15 protein-coding genes are annotated in these 15,574 nt (G+C 70.3%); 9 read left to right on the top strand and 6 right to left on the bottom strand.

Annotated features, from left to right (window positions below):
* Positions 1 to 52 precede the first annotated feature (52 nt).
* The 6 genes from QRY02_RS09805 to QRY02_RS09780 all read left to right on the top strand — a co-directional run bounded on the left by QRY02_RS09805 (position 53) and on the right by QRY02_RS09780 (position 5,478).
* Complete coding sequence (locus QRY02_RS09805) at positions 53 to 994, top strand: acyl-ACP desaturase (RefSeq protein ID WP_285991190.1); 942 nt, start codon at positions 53 to 55, stop codon at positions 992 to 994.
* Between the two features lie 61 nt (positions 995 to 1,055).
* The gene (locus QRY02_RS09800) at positions 1,056 to 1,781 is read left to right on the top strand and encodes an IclR family transcriptional regulator (protein WP_285991189.1); all 726 of its coding nucleotides are present in this window, start codon (positions 1,056 to 1,058) and stop codon (positions 1,779 to 1,781) included.
* A 76-nt stretch (positions 1,782 to 1,857) separates the two neighbouring features.
* Positions 1,858 to 2,898, top strand: a complete 1,041-nt coding sequence (locus QRY02_RS09795) for a Rieske 2Fe-2S domain-containing protein (RefSeq protein ID WP_285991188.1) — start codon at positions 1,858 to 1,860, stop codon at positions 2,896 to 2,898.
* Positions 2,895 to 3,056 carry a hypothetical protein gene (locus QRY02_RS09790; RefSeq protein WP_285991187.1) on the top strand — a complete coding sequence of 54 codons (162 nt, stop codon included), beginning with the start codon at positions 2,895 to 2,897 and terminating at the stop codon, positions 3,054 to 3,056. The genes QRY02_RS09795 and QRY02_RS09790 overlap by 4 nt, the downstream gene beginning before the upstream one ends.
* Positions 3,053 to 3,970 carry a PDR/VanB family oxidoreductase gene (locus QRY02_RS09785; protein ID WP_285991186.1) on the top strand — a complete coding sequence of 306 codons (918 nt, stop codon included), beginning with the start codon at positions 3,053 to 3,055 and terminating at the stop codon, positions 3,968 to 3,970. The genes QRY02_RS09790 and QRY02_RS09785 overlap by 4 nt, the downstream gene beginning before the upstream one ends.
* A 50-nt stretch (positions 3,971 to 4,020) precedes the next feature.
* A complete protein-coding gene (locus QRY02_RS09780; protein ID WP_285991185.1) occupies positions 4,021 to 5,478 on the top strand; it encodes a phospholipase D-like domain-containing protein in 1,458 nt (485 codons plus the stop codon).
* Between the two features lie 315 nt (positions 5,479 to 5,793).
* Here QRY02_RS09780 and QRY02_RS09775 read toward each other — a convergent pair whose 3' ends face one another.
* The 5 genes from QRY02_RS09775 to QRY02_RS09755 form a co-directional block, all read right to left on the bottom strand.
* Positions 5,794 to 6,024 carry a DUF2283 domain-containing protein gene (locus QRY02_RS09775; RefSeq protein ID WP_285991184.1) on the bottom strand — a complete coding sequence of 77 codons (231 nt, stop codon included), beginning with the start codon at positions 6,022 to 6,024 and terminating at the stop codon, positions 5,794 to 5,796.
* A 27-nt stretch (positions 6,025 to 6,051) separates the two neighbouring features.
* A complete protein-coding gene (locus tag QRY02_RS09770; RefSeq protein ID WP_285991183.1) occupies positions 6,052 to 7,626 on the bottom strand; it encodes a succinic semialdehyde dehydrogenase in 1,575 nt (524 codons plus the stop codon).
* A complete protein-coding gene (locus tag QRY02_RS09765; RefSeq protein ID WP_285991182.1) occupies positions 7,623 to 9,251 on the bottom strand; it encodes a GMC family oxidoreductase in 1,629 nt (542 codons plus the stop codon). The genes QRY02_RS09770 and QRY02_RS09765 overlap by 4 nt, the downstream gene beginning before the upstream one ends.
* 109 nt (positions 9,252 to 9,360) lie before the next feature.
* Positions 9,361 to 9,819: a dihydrofolate reductase gene (locus tag QRY02_RS09760; protein WP_285991181.1), complete on the bottom strand. Its 459-nt coding sequence runs from the start codon at positions 9,817 to 9,819 to the stop codon at positions 9,361 to 9,363.
* Positions 9,816 to 10,613 (bottom strand): thymidylate synthase, encoded by a 798-nt coding sequence (locus tag QRY02_RS09755; protein WP_285991180.1) that lies wholly within the window; start codon positions 10,611 to 10,613, stop codon positions 9,816 to 9,818. The genes QRY02_RS09760 and QRY02_RS09755 overlap by 4 nt, the downstream gene beginning before the upstream one ends.
* A 106-nt stretch (positions 10,614 to 10,719) precedes the next feature.
* On the opposite strand from QRY02_RS09755, the gene QRY02_RS09750 reads away from it, so the two are divergent.
* The 3 genes from QRY02_RS09750 (at position 10,720) to QRY02_RS09740 (ending at position 14,390) form a co-directional block, all read left to right on the top strand.
* Positions 10,720 to 11,172 carry a Fur family transcriptional regulator gene (locus QRY02_RS09750; RefSeq protein WP_285991179.1) on the top strand — a complete coding sequence of 151 codons (453 nt, stop codon included), beginning with the start codon at positions 10,720 to 10,722 and terminating at the stop codon, positions 11,170 to 11,172.
* Positions 11,169 to 13,442, top strand: coding sequence for a catalase/peroxidase HPI (gene katG, locus QRY02_RS09745; protein ID WP_285991178.1), 2,274 nt, complete (start codon positions 11,169 to 11,171; stop codon positions 13,440 to 13,442). Before QRY02_RS09750 ends, katG begins: the two co-directional genes overlap by 4 nt.
* A 183-nt stretch (positions 13,443 to 13,625) precedes the next feature.
* Positions 13,626 to 14,390, top strand: a complete 765-nt coding sequence (locus QRY02_RS09740) for a polysaccharide lyase family 7 protein (protein WP_285991177.1) — start codon at positions 13,626 to 13,628, stop codon at positions 14,388 to 14,390.
* Positions 14,391 to 14,426: 36 nt separating this feature from the next.
* Here QRY02_RS09740 and QRY02_RS09735 read toward each other — a convergent pair whose 3' ends face one another.
* On the bottom strand, positions 14,427 to 15,449 hold the full coding sequence (locus QRY02_RS09735; RefSeq protein WP_285991176.1) for an LLM class flavin-dependent oxidoreductase: 1,023 nt from the start codon (positions 15,447 to 15,449) through the stop codon (positions 14,427 to 14,429).
* Positions 15,450 to 15,574 lie beyond the last annotated feature (125 nt).

The following is a 15,574-nucleotide window of genomic DNA, read 5'->3' as shown; positions in this document are numbered from 1 at the left end:
CGTATCCTACGGCTCCGTAAGTTACGGTTGCGTAGGTACGGAAGGACGTCCCATGCCGGTCCCCGAAACCACCCGCCTGCTGCACGAGCTGGAAGGCACGGTCGAAGAGAACCTGAACCGGCACCTCGCCGCCGCCCAGGAGTGGATGCCGCACGAGTACGTCCCCTGGAGCCAGGGACGCGACTTCGCCGAGCTGGGCGGGGAAGCGTGGGATCCGGAGCAGTCCCGGGTGACCCCGATCGCCCGGACCGCCCTGGAGGTCAACCTCCTCACCGAGGACAACCTGCCCAGCTACCACCGCGAGATCGAGCGCGCCTTCGGCCGCGACGGCGCGTGGGGCACCTGGGTGCACCGGTGGACGGCCGAAGAGGGCCGCCACGGCATCTGCATCCGCGACTACCTGCTGGTCACCCGCGCCGTCGACCCCGTCGAGCTGGAGCGGATGCGGATGGAGACCATGCAGGCGGGCTACGACACCGGCGACAAGCCGCTGCTGAACGTCTGCGCGTACGTCTCGTTCCAGGAGCTGGCGACCCGGCTTTCGCACCGCAACACCGGCCGCTACACCCAGGACCCGCTGGCCGAGCGGCTGCTCGCCCGGGTGTCCACGGACGAGAACCTGCACATGGTCTTCTACCGCAACCTCGTCAAGGCGGCGCTGGAGATCTCGCCCGACGCGATGATGCGCGCGATCACCGACGAGGTGCTGAACTTCGCGATGCCGGGCGCGGTGATCCCGAGCTTCCAGCGCAAGGCCGCGCTGATGGCCAAGGCCGGCATCTACGACCTGCGCATCCACCACGACGACGTCGTCCAGCCGCTGCTGCGGTACTGGAAGGTCTTCGACCTGACCGGCCTCGGCGCGGTCGGCGAGGCCGCGCGGGAGGAACTGGCCACGTTCATCAAGGGGCTCGACACCCAGGCGTCCCGGTTCGAGGAACGCCGGGACGCCACCGCCGCGCGCCGGGCGGCGCGGGGCATAGTGGACCTCTGAGCCACACCCGCCGGAGGTCGCCGTGCCGCACCGAGGTCGCCTTCCCGGTGCCACCGGACCGGTGCTGGGACGCGCGCTGCGGGTGCTCGAGGCGTTCTCACCGGACCGGCCGGCGCTGCGGCTGAGCGAGGTCGCGCGCCGGACCGGGCTGCCGGCCGCGACCGTGCACCGGCTGCTGCGGGAGTTCTGCGAGTGGGGCGCGCTGGAGCGCGACGAAACCGGCGTCTACCGGGTCGGGCTGCGGCTGTGGGAGCTGGGCTCGCTCGCCCCGCGGGGCCTGGGCCTGCGGGAACTCGCCCTGCCGTTCCTGGAGGACCTCTCCCAGATCACCCGCGAAAACGTCCAGCTGGCCGTCCGCGAAGGCACCGAGGTGGTGTACATCGAGCGGATCGCCGGAACCGGGGCGGTGCCGGTGCTGACCCGCGTCGGCGGCCGGTTCGCGCTGACCGCGACCGGCGTCGGGCTGGTCCTGCTCGCCCACGCCCCCGCCGAGGTGCAGGAGGACGTCCTCGGCCGCCCGATCGACCGGTACACCAGCGAGACCGTGACCGACCCGGACCGGGTGCGGCACCTGCTGGCCGACGTCCGGACGCACGGGTTCTCCATCAGCGAGCGCCAGGTCACCCTGGACGCGCTGTCGGTCGGCGCGCCGATCCACGACGCGCGGGGCCGCGTGGTGGCCGCGGTGTCGCTGGTCGTGCGGTACGGGAGCGTCTCGCCGCACGCGCTGGCCCCGCTGGTGATGACCAGCGCCCGCGCGATCTCACGAGCGCTTTCCATCTTATGAAATAGCCCTTCGTGACGGCGTCGTCTCCGGCGGAGTCTGTGAGCCCGGACACGGCTCCCGCCACGAGAGGACTCCGATGAGCGCCATCCCCCGCGACCAGTGGTACGTCGCCGCCTACGGCTCCGAGATCGGCACCGAGCTGTTCAGCCGCACGATCTGCGGCGAGCCCATCCTGTTCTGGCGGACCCGCGACGGGAGCGTCACCGCGATGGCCGACCGGTGCGTGCACCGGCGGTTCCCGTTGTCGCAGGCGCCTTCGCGGCTGGTCGACGACCAGGTCGTTTGCGGCTACCACGGGTTCACCTACGGCGTGGACGGCAAGTGCGTGGCCGTGCCGGGGCAGACCCGGGTGCCGCGGTCCGCGCGGTTGACGCGCTATCCGCTGGTGGAGCAGGACTCCTTCGTCTGGGTGTTCATCGGCGACCCGGCGAAAGCCGACGCTGCTTTGATTCCGCGGGCGCCCTGGCTCGACTCCCCGGACTACACCACGGTTTGCGGGATGGAGCCGCTCAAGGCGCGGTACTCGCTGCTGGTGGACAACCTGCTGGACCTGTCCCACGAGACCTACCTGCACGGCGGCTACATCGGCACGCCGGAGGTCGCCGAAACGCCGATCACGACCGAGGTCGACGACGAGGCCGGCATCGTCTACGTCTCACGGCACATGGCCGACGCGGCGTGCCCGCCCTTCTACGCCAAGTCGACCGGGCTGGAGGGCCGCATCACGCGCTGGCAGGACATCGAGTACACCCCGCCGTGCCTGTACAAGCTGCACAGCCGCATCGCGCCGGTGGGGTCCGTGCCGAACCCGGACGGCAGCGACCCGGACGCCTTCCACGTCGAGGTCGTTTACGCGATCACGCCCGAGACCGAACACTCCACGCACGACTTCTGGGCCGTGGCGCGGGACTTCGCCCTCGACGACGAAGGTGTTTCGGCGTTCCTCGCGGAGAACAACCGCACGGTGGTGCTGCAGGACGTCGAAGCCCTCGACGTCCTGGAGCGGGTGATCGCCGCGGAATCGGCGGGGTACCAGGAGCTGTCGATCAACATCGACACCGGCGGTCTCGCGGCCCGCCGGATGCTGCAGCGGATGGCCGCGCCGGTGACGTCGTGACCCGGCCGATGCTCACCGGCGACCGCGTCTACCGGATCCACTGGGTCCTCGGCACCGACCGCCTGCACGCGGTCTGCCACTGCGGCGCCGAGCGCGAGTTCGAAGACCCCGTGCAGCTGTGGGACTGGCTGCTCGCCCACCCCGAAGGACACTCATGACCCGCGAACTCCTGGTGGACCGCAAGGAAAAGCTCGCCGACGGCGTCGTCCGGCTGACGCTCCGCGCGCCCGGCGGCGAGCCACTGCCGCCGTGGGAGCCGGGAGCGCACATCGACCTCGTGCTGCCCGGTTTCCGGCGGCAGTACTCGCTGTGCGGCAGCCCCGAGGACAGGTCGGCGTACCAGGTCGCGGTGCTGCGGGAGACCGGCGGCCGCGGCGGCTCGGCGTACGTGCACGATTCGCTGTCCGCCGGGGACCGGATCGAGGTGGACGGCCCCCGCAACCACTTCGCGCTGGCGGACGCCGAGCGGTACGTGTTCATCGCGGGCGGCATCGGCATCACGCCGATCCTGCCGATGCTCGACCGCGCCACCGCGGCCGGCCGCGACTGGCAGCTGGTCTACGGCGGCCGGACCCGCGCGTCGATGGCGTTCATGGAGGAACTTTCTTCCCACGGCGACCGGGTCGTGTTCCGGCCCCAGGACGAGCACGGCCTGCTGGACCTTCCGACGCTGCTGGCCGGGGTGAAGCCGGGCACGGCGGTGTACTGCTGCGGCCCGGAACCGCTGCTGGCCGCGGTGGAGGCGCTCGAACCGGCCGACCTGCACGTCGAGCGCTTCACGGCTCAGCCGGACGAGGGTCCGCGCACGGCGTTCGAGGTCGAGCTCGCCGGCTCGGGCCGGGTGCTGCGGGTGCCCGCGGACCGGTCGATCCTGGAGGTCGTCGAGGAAGCCGGGGTGACGGTGCTGTCGTCGTGCCGCGAGGGCACGTGCGGCACCTGCGAGACGGGCGTGCTCGGCGGAACCCCGGACCACCGGGATTCGGTGCTCACCGCGGACGAGCGGCTGGAGAACGAGGTGATGATGCTGTGTGTGTCGCGGTCCTGCTCGCCGCGGCTGGTGCTCGACCTCTGACACAGCGTCACTGCACGGCGAACCGGGCCGATCTGTAGTGGTATTGGCGGGTGACGACGTTTCAGTCTTTCCTGGACAAGGTGGACGAGCGGGTGGGCGACGGGCTCGAGCGCGTTCTGTGTGCCCACCACCGGCGGCGGCTGCGCGGGCTCGGCTGGGGTGCCGTTCTCGAACCCGGCGGGGCCGATGACCCGCTCGGCGGCCGGGCTCCGGTGCGCGACGGCAACCGCGTCGAGGTGCTGATCGACGGCGAAGAGTCGCTGCCGGCCGTTGCCGAGGCCATCCGGCAGGCGAAGTCCCACGTGCACATCGCCAACTGGCACGCCAGCGCCGACTTCCGGCTGACGCGGGAGCCCGGTTCGCCCACCCTGCGTGAACTGCTGGCCGAGACCGCCGCACGGGGGGTCGAAGTCCGCGTCCTGCTGTGGGCGGGGCCGCCCTTTCCCGCGTTCCAGCCGTCGCGGAAGCTGGCGCGGTCCGAACGGCGGAAGTTCACCGAGGGCACCGACGTGCGCTGCGTGCTGGACGCCCGCGAACGGACCCTGCACTGCCACCACGAGAAGCTGGTGATCGTCGACGACGCCGTCGCCTTCGTCGGCGGGGTGGACCTCACCGCGCTGGAGGGTGACCGGCACGACAGCCCGGACCACCCGCCGCGGCCGATCGGCTGGCACGACCTGATGTCCCGGCTGGAGGGCCCGATCGTCGCCGATGTCGCCGACCACTTCCGCCGGCGGTGGACCGAGGTGGCGGGCGAGACCCTGCCCGAACCGGCGGTCCCGGAGCCGGCCGGCACCAGCCGCGTCCAGCTGCAGAAGACGGTCCCGAACGACACGTACGACTTCCTGCCCAAGGGCGAGTTCACGATCCTCGACGGCTACCTGCGCGCCCTGCGCTCGGCGCGGCGGCTGGTCTACCTGGAGAACCAGTTCCTGTGGTCGCCGGAGATCGCCGAAGTGCTGCTCGACAAGCTGCGGAACCCACCGGCCGAGGAGTTCCGCGTCGTCCTCCTGCTGCCGCGCAAGCCGAGCAACGGTTCGGACACCACGCGCGGCCAGCTGGGCCGGCTGCTGGACGCGGACGACGGCCACCACCGCCTGCTGGCGACGACGATCAGCGCGCACGACGACGACTCGTCGGCCCCGGTGTACGTGCACGCGAAGCTCGGCATCGTCGACGACGAATGGCTGACGGTGGGCTCGGCGAACCTGAACGAGCATTCGCTGTTCAACGACACGGAAGTCAACATCGCGACCGACGACCCCGAAGTGGCCCGGACCGCCCGGTTGCGGTTGTGGGCCGAGCACCTGGGGCGTCCGGTTTCGGAGCTGGAAGAGAGAGACCCCGCCGACATCGTGGACAACCTGTGGCGGCCGCTGGCCGAAGAGCAGGCCGAGCGGGAACGCCGCGGTGAGCAGCGGACCCACCGGCTGGTGCTGCTGCCGGGGGCCTCGCGCCGCGCGGCCCGGCTGCAGGGGCCGTTGCGGGGGCTGCTGGTGGACGGCTGAGCCGAGCCCGATGAACTCCTTCGCCGAGGTTCATCGGGCCACGCGCCAGGGCGTGTATCGAACTGGGTCAGAGCCATTCGTTGATGGCGGCGATGAGGACGGCGAGCTTGATGCCCCTATCGATGTCAAGTGGTCGATTGCGGGCTGTGGCGTGGTGTTCGAGCGATCAGTTCGTAGAGTTCGCGTGCGACGTAGCGTTTGAGACAGCGGAACGCTTCGCGCCGGGTCTTGCCTTCACAGATGCGTCGGTCGACGTAGGCGCGGGCGCGAAGATCCCCACGAAGTCGGGCTATGACGATCGTGTAGATACAGGCTCTAGATCGGCCTCGCCGCGTCGAGGACGGATGGCGGGAGCTTGTTCCGCGCCCCCAGCACTTCGATCCCGACCAGCCGGCCCTGCTCGTCGAGGTCGAGATTGATCATGCCGCACACCGCGGCCGGATCGCAGGGGTACGTCCGGGCGGCGACCAGCGGGATTCCGGGTTCGAGGAGCCGGAGGTAAGCCGCATCCACGGTTTCGTCGTAGGTCACGTCGATCTCAGCCATTCCGGTGAACCTACCGAAGCCCGGCCGCTACCGGATCCGCAGCTTCCGCATCAGCTTCAGCCCGGAAAGCATGCTCTCGACGTACTTCTCGTACCCCTGCCCCGGCCGCGGTCCCATCACCTGCTTCTTCAGCACGGCCAGGTTCTGCACGTCCGTGTACTTCAGCAGCCCCTGATCGCCGTGCCGGGCGCCGACGCCGGAGTTCTTCACCCCGCCCGACGGCGTTCCCTTCGCCGCGTACGCGGTCGCGAGGACGTCGTTCACGTTCACGTTGCCGGACTCGATCCGGGCCGCCACCGCGCGCGCCGCGGTGACGTCGGTGCTCCAGACCGAGGCGTTCAGGCCGTAGTCCGTGTCGTTGGCCAGCGCCACCGCTTCGTCGACCGTGCGGTACTTGTGCAGCGCCACCACCGGTCCGAACGTCTCCGTGACACCGCAGAGCATGTCCGGGGTGACGCCCTCGAGGATCGTCGGCTCGAAGAACGCCGGGCCGAGGTCGGGGCGGGGCTTGCCGCCGCACAACACGGTGGCACCCTTGGCGACTGCGTCGTCCACATGGGACTTGACGCGGCGCATGTGGTCGACCGAGACCAGCGAGCCCATGTCGGGTCCGAAGTCGTACGCCGCGCGGACGTCGAGGGCCGAAGCCGCCGCCACGAACGCCGTCTTGAACTCCTCGTACCGGGATTCCGGCAGGTAGATCCGCTCGATGTGCATGCAGATCTGGCCGGTGTTGCCGAACGCGCCGAAGATCGCGCCCTGGACGGCCTCCGGAAGATCGGCGTCCGGCAGCACGATCATCGGGTTCTTGCCGCCGAGTTCGAGGCAGCAGCCGATGAGGTTGCGGCCCGCCCGCTCGCCGATCACCCGGCCGGTCGCCGTCGAACCGGTGAACATCACGTAGTCGGCGTGGTCGATCAGCGTGGGGCCGACGTCCGGGCCCTCGCCGCACACCACCTGGAACAGCCCCTCCGGCAGGCCCGCTTGCTCCAGCAGCCGGACGCCGTAGAGCGGCGACAGCGCGGTCTTGTTGTCGGGTTTCAGCACCACCGCGTTGCCGGCCATCAACGCCGGCACGGCGTCGGAAACGCCGGTGGCGAACGGGAAGTTCCACGGCGCGATGATCCCGACGACCCCCTTGGGCAGCCGGACCTCGGTCGACGTCGTGAGCAGCGGGACCGGCCCGCCGCGTTTGGTCGGCGCGAGCAAGCGAGCCGCCCGCTTCAGGTAGTGGCTCATCACCATCGGCGGGTCGCAGGTCTCCTCGATCGCCATCCGCCGGTTCTTGCCGCTCTCGACCTGGATGAGGTCGGCGACGGTCCGCGCGTGCTCGACGAACAGCGCGTGCGCCCGCCGGAACACCGCCAGCCGCTGCTTGACCGGTGTGGCCGCCCACTTCCGCTGGGCCTCGCGCGCCACGGCGAACGCCCGCTCGATGTCGTCGGTCGTCGACTGCGGCAGCTCGGCGAGCACGTCGCCGGTGTAGACCTCGGTGAGCTTCCAGGTCGCGCCGGACGAGCCGGGCACCCGGGCCACGAGCTGCTGCAGGAAGGCGTCGGTGACCGACGCGGGGCGGGTGAGTCCGAGCGGTGTGAGGGTCATGACCGGCTCCCGAGGACGAGCTGGGCGCCCATTTCCCCGATCATGATGCAGGGCGCGTTGGTGTTGCCGCCGGTGATCGACGGCATGATCGAAGCGTCGCAGACCCGCAGGCCCTCGACGCCGCGCACGCGCAGGTCGGGGCCGACGACGGCGAGCTCGTCGACGCCCATCCGGCAGGTGCCGACGCCGTGGTAGACCGACGTCGCGCGGTTGAGGATCGCGTCGCGCAGTTCGTGGCCTGTGAGGTCCTTGCCCGGGTGGATCTCCTCCTTGACCGCGCCCTTGAACGCCTTGGACGCGAAGATCTCGCGCACCATCTCCGAGCCTTCGCCGAGCAGCTCGAGGTCGGCCGGGTCGGACAGGTACCGGAAGTCGATGACCGGTGCCGCGCCGGGATCGGCGGAGGCGAGCCGCAGCGTGCCGCGGCTCTTCGGGTAGATGAGCGTCGTCAGCACGGTGAGCGCGGGGCGCTTGTCGACGTCGTGCCGGATCGGCGCGTCCTGGTTGGGTGACACGTACGCCCACGGCAGCAGGTGTAACTGCAGGTCGGGGATCGCGCCGGCCTGCGAGGTCCGCAGGAAGGCGACCGCCTCGAAGACCGAGTTCGCCAGGAACGTCGTGCCGGGGCGCAGCAGCTCCCGGGCCAGCCCGCGGGCGAAGTACGGCGCCGTGCCCTTGTTCTTGCTGGTGGTCACGTGGAAGGTCAGGGCGTGGAACATGTGGTCGTGCATGTTGTCGCCGACGGGCAGGTCGGCGACGACGGCGATGCCGTGTTCCCTGAGGTGTTCGGCGTGGCCGATGCCGGACAGCATGAGCAGCTGCGCCGAGCCGATGACGCCGGCGGAGAGGATGACCTCCTTGCCGGCGCGGATGGTGCGCCGGCGGCGCCCGTCGACGACCTCGACGCCGACGGCGCGGCCGTTCTCGATCAGCACCTTCTCGACCAGCACGCCGGACTGCAGCTGCAGCGTCGGGGACGCGAGGTTGTGGAGGTAGCCACGCGAAGCGCTGTAGCGCAGGCCGTCGGCGGCGTTCTGCTGCATCCGGCTGACGCCTTCTTGGGACTCGGCGTTGTAGTCGTCGAGGATCTTGCAGCCGAGCGCGTCGGCGGTGGCGTCGACGAACTGCAGCGAGCCTTCCTGCGGGTTCTTCGCGCGGGTGACCCGGATCGGGCCGCCCGCGCCGCGGAAGGCGTTCTCGCCGTCTTCGAAGTCCTCCATGCGCTTGTAGGCCGCGTTGACGCTGTCGGCGTCCCAGCCGGTGTTGCCCTCGGCGGCCCAGGAGTCGAAGTTGGCCCGGTTGCCGCGGACGTAGACCATGCCGTTGATGGAGCTGGAGCCGCCGACGACCCGGCCGCGCGGCACCGGCATCCGCCGATCGAGAACATGTTTCTGCGGAATGCCGTAGAAGCCCCAGTCGAGTGGCTTCTTGAGCTGCGGCACGGCGTGCATCGGCCCGACGAGCCCGGGTTTCTTGATGAGCAGCTGCTCGTCGCTCTTCCCGGCTTCGAGGACGATCACGCTGGCCCCGGCCTGGGCGAGCCGTCCCGCGATCGTCGCGCCCGAGCTCCCCGACCCGACGACGACGTAGTCGGCCTCGTCGCCGCGCGCCGCCCTTTTCGCCATACTCGCTCCTCGGTACGACCGGCCGTTAGAACTGTAACGTGTTCTAGTTCGAGCCAACCGTATAGCGCCGACCCCGGAGAGCGCAACGGCCCGGGCGGCGGAGCGGGCTTCAGCCCCAGGTCAGGAAGCGGTAGTGCAGGCCGGTCGAAGACTCCAGCCACTCCCCCGCGGAGTCCGCCGGGCGCCCCACCTCCGGCGCGTACGTGTCCCCCTCGAAGGACTCGCGGATCTCCGTGACCACGACCCGGTCCGCGAACGGCAGCGCCGCCCGGTACACCGCCGCGCCGCCGATCACCCACAGGTCGCCGGTCACCGCGGCGAGCGCCGACGGCAGGTCCGCGAACGTCTCGGCGCCGTCCTGCGGGGTCCCCGACAGCACGAGGTTGCGCCGCCCCGGCAGCGGCCGGAACCGCGGCGGCAGCGACGCCCACGTGCGGCGGCCCATCACCACCGCCGCCCCCGCCGTCAGCGCCTTGAAGTGCCGCAGGTCCTCCGGCAGGTGCCACGGCAGCTCGCCGTCCCGCCCGATGACCCCGTTCGCCGCCTGCGCCCAGACCAGCCCGATCACACCGCCACCGGCGCCTTGATGCCCGGGTGCGGGTCGTAGCCCTCGACCGAGAAGTGCTCGTAGGTGTACTCGAACAGGCTGTCCGCCGGCTTCAGCCCCAGCGTCGGGAACGGCCGCGCCGACCGGGCCAGCTGCGTGCGGACCTGCTCGACGTGGTTGTCGTAGATGTGGCAGTCGCCGCCGGTCCAGATGAAGTCGCCGACGCCGAGCCCGACCTGGGCGGCGATCATGTGCGTCAGCAGCGCGTAGCTCGCGATGTTGAACGGCACGCCGAGGAACAGGTCCGCGCTGCGCTGGTACAGCTGGCAGGACAGCTTGCCGTCGGCGACGTGGAACTGGAAGAACGCGTGGCACGGCGGCAGCGCCATGCGCGGGATGTCGGCGACGTTCCACGCGGACACGATGATCCGCCGCGAGTCGGGGTTCTCACGCAGCGTGCGCAGGACCTCGGCGATCTGGTCGACGTGTCCGCCGTCCGGGGTCGGCCACGAGCGCCACTGCACGCCGTAGACGGGGCCCAGATCACCGTCGTCGGCCGCCCACTCGTCCCAGATCGTGACGCCGTGTTCCCTCAGCCACGAGACGTTCGCGTCGCCGCGCAGGAACCACAGCAGCTCGTAGGCGATCGAGCGGAAGTGGACTTTCTTCGTGGTGATCAGGGGAAAGCCCTCGGACAGGCGGTACCGCAGCTGATGCCCGAAGATCGACCGCGTGCCCGTGCCGGTACGGTCGCCCTTGCGGGTGCCCGTGTCGAGGACGTGGCGGAGGAGGTCTTCGTACTGCGTGTCCGGCATGCCGGGGAGCCTAGCCGTGCCGCTGACTCAGCGTGAACCCCGGACGGCCGACACGAGCGAGGCCATAACTTGACCCATTCCAGAAAAGCCCCTAGGGTCGGCGGCGATGTCGGACTTCGAAGCACAGCTGCGGGCGGTCTCGCTGCGGGTCACCCGGCCCCGGCTGGCCGTGCTGGCCGCGCTGCGCGACCATCCCCACGTCGACACCGAAACGGTGATCGACCTGGTGCGCGCCGAGCAACCGACGGTGTCGCACCAGACGATCTACGACGTGCTGCGGGCCCTCACCGACACCGGGCTGATCCGGCGCATCCAGCCGGCCGGGGCGAACGCCCGCTACGAGGCCCGGGTGGGTGACAACCACCACCACGTCGTGTGCCGTTCGTGCGGGGCGATAGCCGATGTCGACTGCGCCGTCGGCCACACCCCCTGTCTCACCGCTTCGGACGATCACGGTTTCGTGATCGACCAGGCGGAGGTCGTCTACTGGGGCACCTGCCCCGGCTGCGCGGCCGACCGTCCCCGAAATGATTCGCCGCTCCCGGAAGGAAGTAAATGAGCTCCACCCAGGACACCCCGTCCAGCGCGCAGGGCGTGGACAAGAAGGCGGCGGCCGGTTGCCCGGTCGCGCACGACTCGGTGACCTCGCACGGCAGCGAGAGCGAGAACCCGGCGATCGACGCGCCGGAGCCGAAGACGGGCGGACGTCCGCGCACCAACAAGGACTGGTGGCCCAACCAGCTCGACCTGTCGGTGCTGCACGCGCACTCCCCCAAGGGCAACCCGCTCGGCGAGAACTTCAGCTACGCCAAGGAGTTCGCGAAGCTCGACGTCGAGGCCCTCAAGCGGGACATCACCGAGGTGCTCACCACCTCGCAGGACTGGTGGCCGGCCGACTTCGGCCACTACGGCGGCCTGATGATCCGGATGAGCTGGCACGCCGCGGGCACCTACCGCATCCACGACGGCCGCGGCGGCGCCGGTGACGGAAGCCAGCGCTTCGCCCCGCTCAACAGCTGGCCCGACAACGCCAACCTGGACAAGGCACGCCGCCTGCTGTGGCCGGTCAAGCAGAAGTACGGCCAGAAGATCTCGTGGGCCGACTTGCTCGTCCTCGCCGGCAACGTCGCTCTGGAGTCGATGGGCTTCAAGACCTTCGGCTTCGGCTTCGGCCGCGAAGACGTCTGGGAGCCCGAGGAAATCATCTGGGGCCCGGAAGACGACTGGCTGGGCGACGAGCGCTACGTCAGCGACTCGGAGATGGCCCCCGAGGTCGGCGCGACCGAGATGGGCCTCATCTACGTCAACCCCGAAGGCCCCCGCGGCAGCGCGGACTTCGAGGCGGCGGCCCACTTCATCCGCGAGACCTTCGCCCGGATGGCGATGAACGACGAGGAAACCGTCGCCCTCATCGCCGGCGGCCACACCTTCGGCAAGACCCACGGCGCCGGCGTGGCCGACGACCACGTGGGCCCGGAGCCCGAGGGCGCGAACCTGGAGACGCAGGGCCTCGGCTGGCTGAGCACCCACGGCAGCGGCAAGGGCCCGGACACGATCACCAGTGGCCTCGAGGTGACGTGGACCGACAAGCCGACCGAGTGGAGCAACCGCTTCTTCGAGATCCTGTTCGGCTACGAGTGGGAACTCACCACGAGCCCCGGCGGCGCCAAGCAGTACGTCGCCAAGGACGCGCCGGAGATCATCCCGGACCCGTACGACCCGAACAAGAAGCACAAGCCGACGATGCTCACGACCGACCTGTCGCTGCGCTTCGACCCGGTCTACGGCCCGATCTCGCGCCGGTTCCTGGAGCACCCGGACGAGTTCGCGCTGGCCTTCGCCAAGGCCTGGTACAAGCTGCTGCACCGCGACATGGGCCCGGTCAGCCGGTTCCTCGGCCCGTGGGTCGCCGAGCCGCAGCTGTGGCAGGACCCGGTGCCGGCCGTCGAGGGCGACCTCGTGGACGACGCCGACATCGCCTCCCTCAAGGCGAAGGTCCTCGACTCGGGACTCACCACCGCGGAACTGGTTTCCACGGCGTGGGCGTCGGCCGCCAGCTTCCGCTCCACCGACAAGCGCGGTGGCGCGAACGGCGCCCGGATCCGGCTCGAGCCGCAGCGCAACTGGGAGGTCAACCAGCCCGAGCAGCTCGGCAAGGTCCTGGAGATCCTCGAGGGCATCCAGCGCGAGTTCAACGAGGACGGCGGCGCGAAGATCTCGCTCGCCGACCTGATCGTGCTGGCCGGCTCGGCCGCCGTCGAGAAGGCGGCGCGCGACGCCGGCGTCGAGACGACCGTGCCGTTCCACCCGGGCCGCACCGACGCCTCGCAGGAGCAGACCGACACCGACGCGTTCAAGGTGATGGAGCCGCGCGCCGACGGGTTCCGCAACTACCTGCGCTCCGGCGAGAAGCTGCAGCCGGAGGTGCTGCTCGTCGAGCGCGCCTACATGCTCGGCCTGTCCGCACCCGAGATGACCGTCCTCGTCGGCGGCCTGCGCTCCCTCGGGACCAACCACGGCGGTGCCGCGCACGGTGTCCTCACCGACCGGCCGGGCGTGCTCACCAACGACTTCTTCGCCAACCTGCTCGCGCCGGGCACCCGGTGGAAGGCGGCGGAGTCCGGCGAGAACGTCTACGAGATCCGGGACGTCGCGACGGACGAGCTCAAGTGGACCGCCACCGCGGTCGACCTGATCTTCGGCTCGAACTCGCAGCTGCGGGCGCTGGCCGAGGTCTACGCCAGCGAAGACGCCCGCGAGAAGTTCGTGGCCGACTTCGTCGCGGCGTGGACGAAGGTCATGGAGCTCGACCGCTTCGACCTCGCCTGATCCACCACCGCACGGGCCCGGCCGATCCTCGCGATCGGCCGGGCCCGTTCGCGTGCGCGGCGATCTTGACATCGGGTGAGGGCCGACCTACCGTGAGTTCCACGCCGCCGGGTTGTCCAGACCATTTATTTCACGTCCGTGAACGAATGGTGCAGTGTCCCCACCGCGAAAGGACACCCAACGATGCGTGTGCGTGCCTTGCTCGTCCTCCTGGCGGTCCCAGCCCTGGCCGCGGCGACCGCGTCACCCGCTCTGGCGGCGGATCCGTCCGTGGCGCCGGGTGGCAACTTCGACCTCTCGGTCTGGCAGCTGCAGGAGCCGGTCGGCTCGCCGGGCAGTCCGACGACCATCTCGTCGTCCCGGCTGCAGGGCCCGAACGGCTTCCAGGACAGCTACTTCTACACCGACACCCGTGACGGCGCGATGACCTTCTGGGCGCCGGAGAAGGGCGTCACGACGCCGAATTCGAACTACGCCCGGTCGGAGCTGCGCGAGATGAACCGCGACGGCTCCGCCGCGAACTGGTCGCTGAGCGGGTCGCACAAGCTGAACGCGACGCTGCGCGTGGTTTCGGTGACTTCGAACGTGTGCGTCGGCCAGGTGCACCTCGGCACCGGCGGCTCGTCGACGAAACCGCTGCTGGAGCTGTACTACCGGGCGAGCGGCGACATCGTGCTCGGCACGGAGAACTCCCCCGACGGCGGCCAGACGTCCCACACCGTCGGCCACGTCGCGGTCGGCAAGACGTGGACCTACACGATCGGCATCTCCGGCGGCAACACGATCGACCTCACGGTCAACGGGAGCACCACGCACTACGGCATCCCGTCGTCGTTCAAGCCGTACAAGCAGTACTTCAAGGCCGGCTCGTACAACCAGTCCTCTTCGAGCAGCACGACGAAGGGCGCCAGGGTCGCGTTCTACGGCCTGAAGGTCACCCACGGCTGACGAAGAGCGGCCCGGCCGCCACCGGGCCGCCTTCCCTCAGCGCCAGCCCAGCTCCGGGGCCACGTGGGTGAGGATGCTCTCCAGCACGTGCGCGTTGTAGTCGACGCCGAGCTGGTTAGGGATGGTGAGCAGCAGGGTGTCCGCGGCCTGGACGGCCTCGTCCTCCTTGAGCTGCCGCACGAGCTCGTCGGGCTCCCCGGCGTAGGACCGGCCGAAGATCGCCCGGGTGTTCTCGTCGATCATGCCGACCTGGTCGCGCGAGTGGCGGTCGCCGCCGAAGTACGCGCGGTCCTGGTCGTTCGTCAGCGCGAAGATGCTGCGGCTGACCGAAACCCGCGGCTCCCGCTCGTGGCCGGCTTCCGTCCACGCCTCGCGGTAGGCCTCGATCTGCTTGCGCTGCTGGACGTGCAGCGGCTCGCCCGTCTCGTCGTCCTTGAGCGTGGAGCTCTGCAGGTTCATGCCCAGCTTCGCCGCCCACACGCTCGTCGCGTTCGAACCGGAGCCCCACCAGATGCGGTCGCGCAGGCCCGCCGAGTGCGGCTCGAGCCGCAGCAGCCCCGGCGGGTTGGCGAACATCGGCCGCGGGTTCGGCTGCGCGAAGCCTTCGCCTTCCAGGAGCTTCAGGAACACCTCGGTGTGCTGCCGGGCCATGTCGGCGTCCGTCTCGCCCTCGCCGGGGGCGTACCCGAAGTACCGCCAGCCGTCGATCACCTGTTCGGGGGATCCCCGGCTGATGCCGAGCTGCAGCCGGCCACCGGAGATGAGGTCGGCCGCCCCCGCGTCCTCGATCATGTACAGCGGGTTCTCGTAGCGCATGTCGATCACGCCGGTGCCGATCTCGATCTTCGACGTCCGCGCGCCGATCGCCGCCAGCAGCGGGAACGGGCTCGCCGCCTGCCGCGCGAAGTGGTGCACGCGGAAGTAGGCGCCGTCCACGCCGAGCTCCTCGGCGGCGATCGCCAGGTCGATCGACTGGTGCAGGAAGTCGGCGGCCGACCGGGTCTCGGAGTGCGCGCTCGCCGACCAGTGGCCGAACGAGAGGAAGCCAATCTTCTTCACACGACCTCAGACGTCCGGCGGCGGGGATTGATTCCCCGGTGTGAGCGGACCGACCGTCGCTCGTTCCGGTGAACCGGCGCCCGGTCCCCGCCCGGCCGGGTACTCCGCCGGAAACGAGGAGGAGA

It is taken from the genome of Amycolatopsis sp. DG1A-15b, assembly GCF_030285645.1.
Taxonomy (GTDB): domain Bacteria; phylum Actinomycetota; class Actinomycetes; order Mycobacteriales; family Pseudonocardiaceae; genus Amycolatopsis.
The sequence above is the reverse complement of the archived record's forward strand: the minus strand, read 5'-3'. Positions and strand labels throughout refer to the sequence as shown.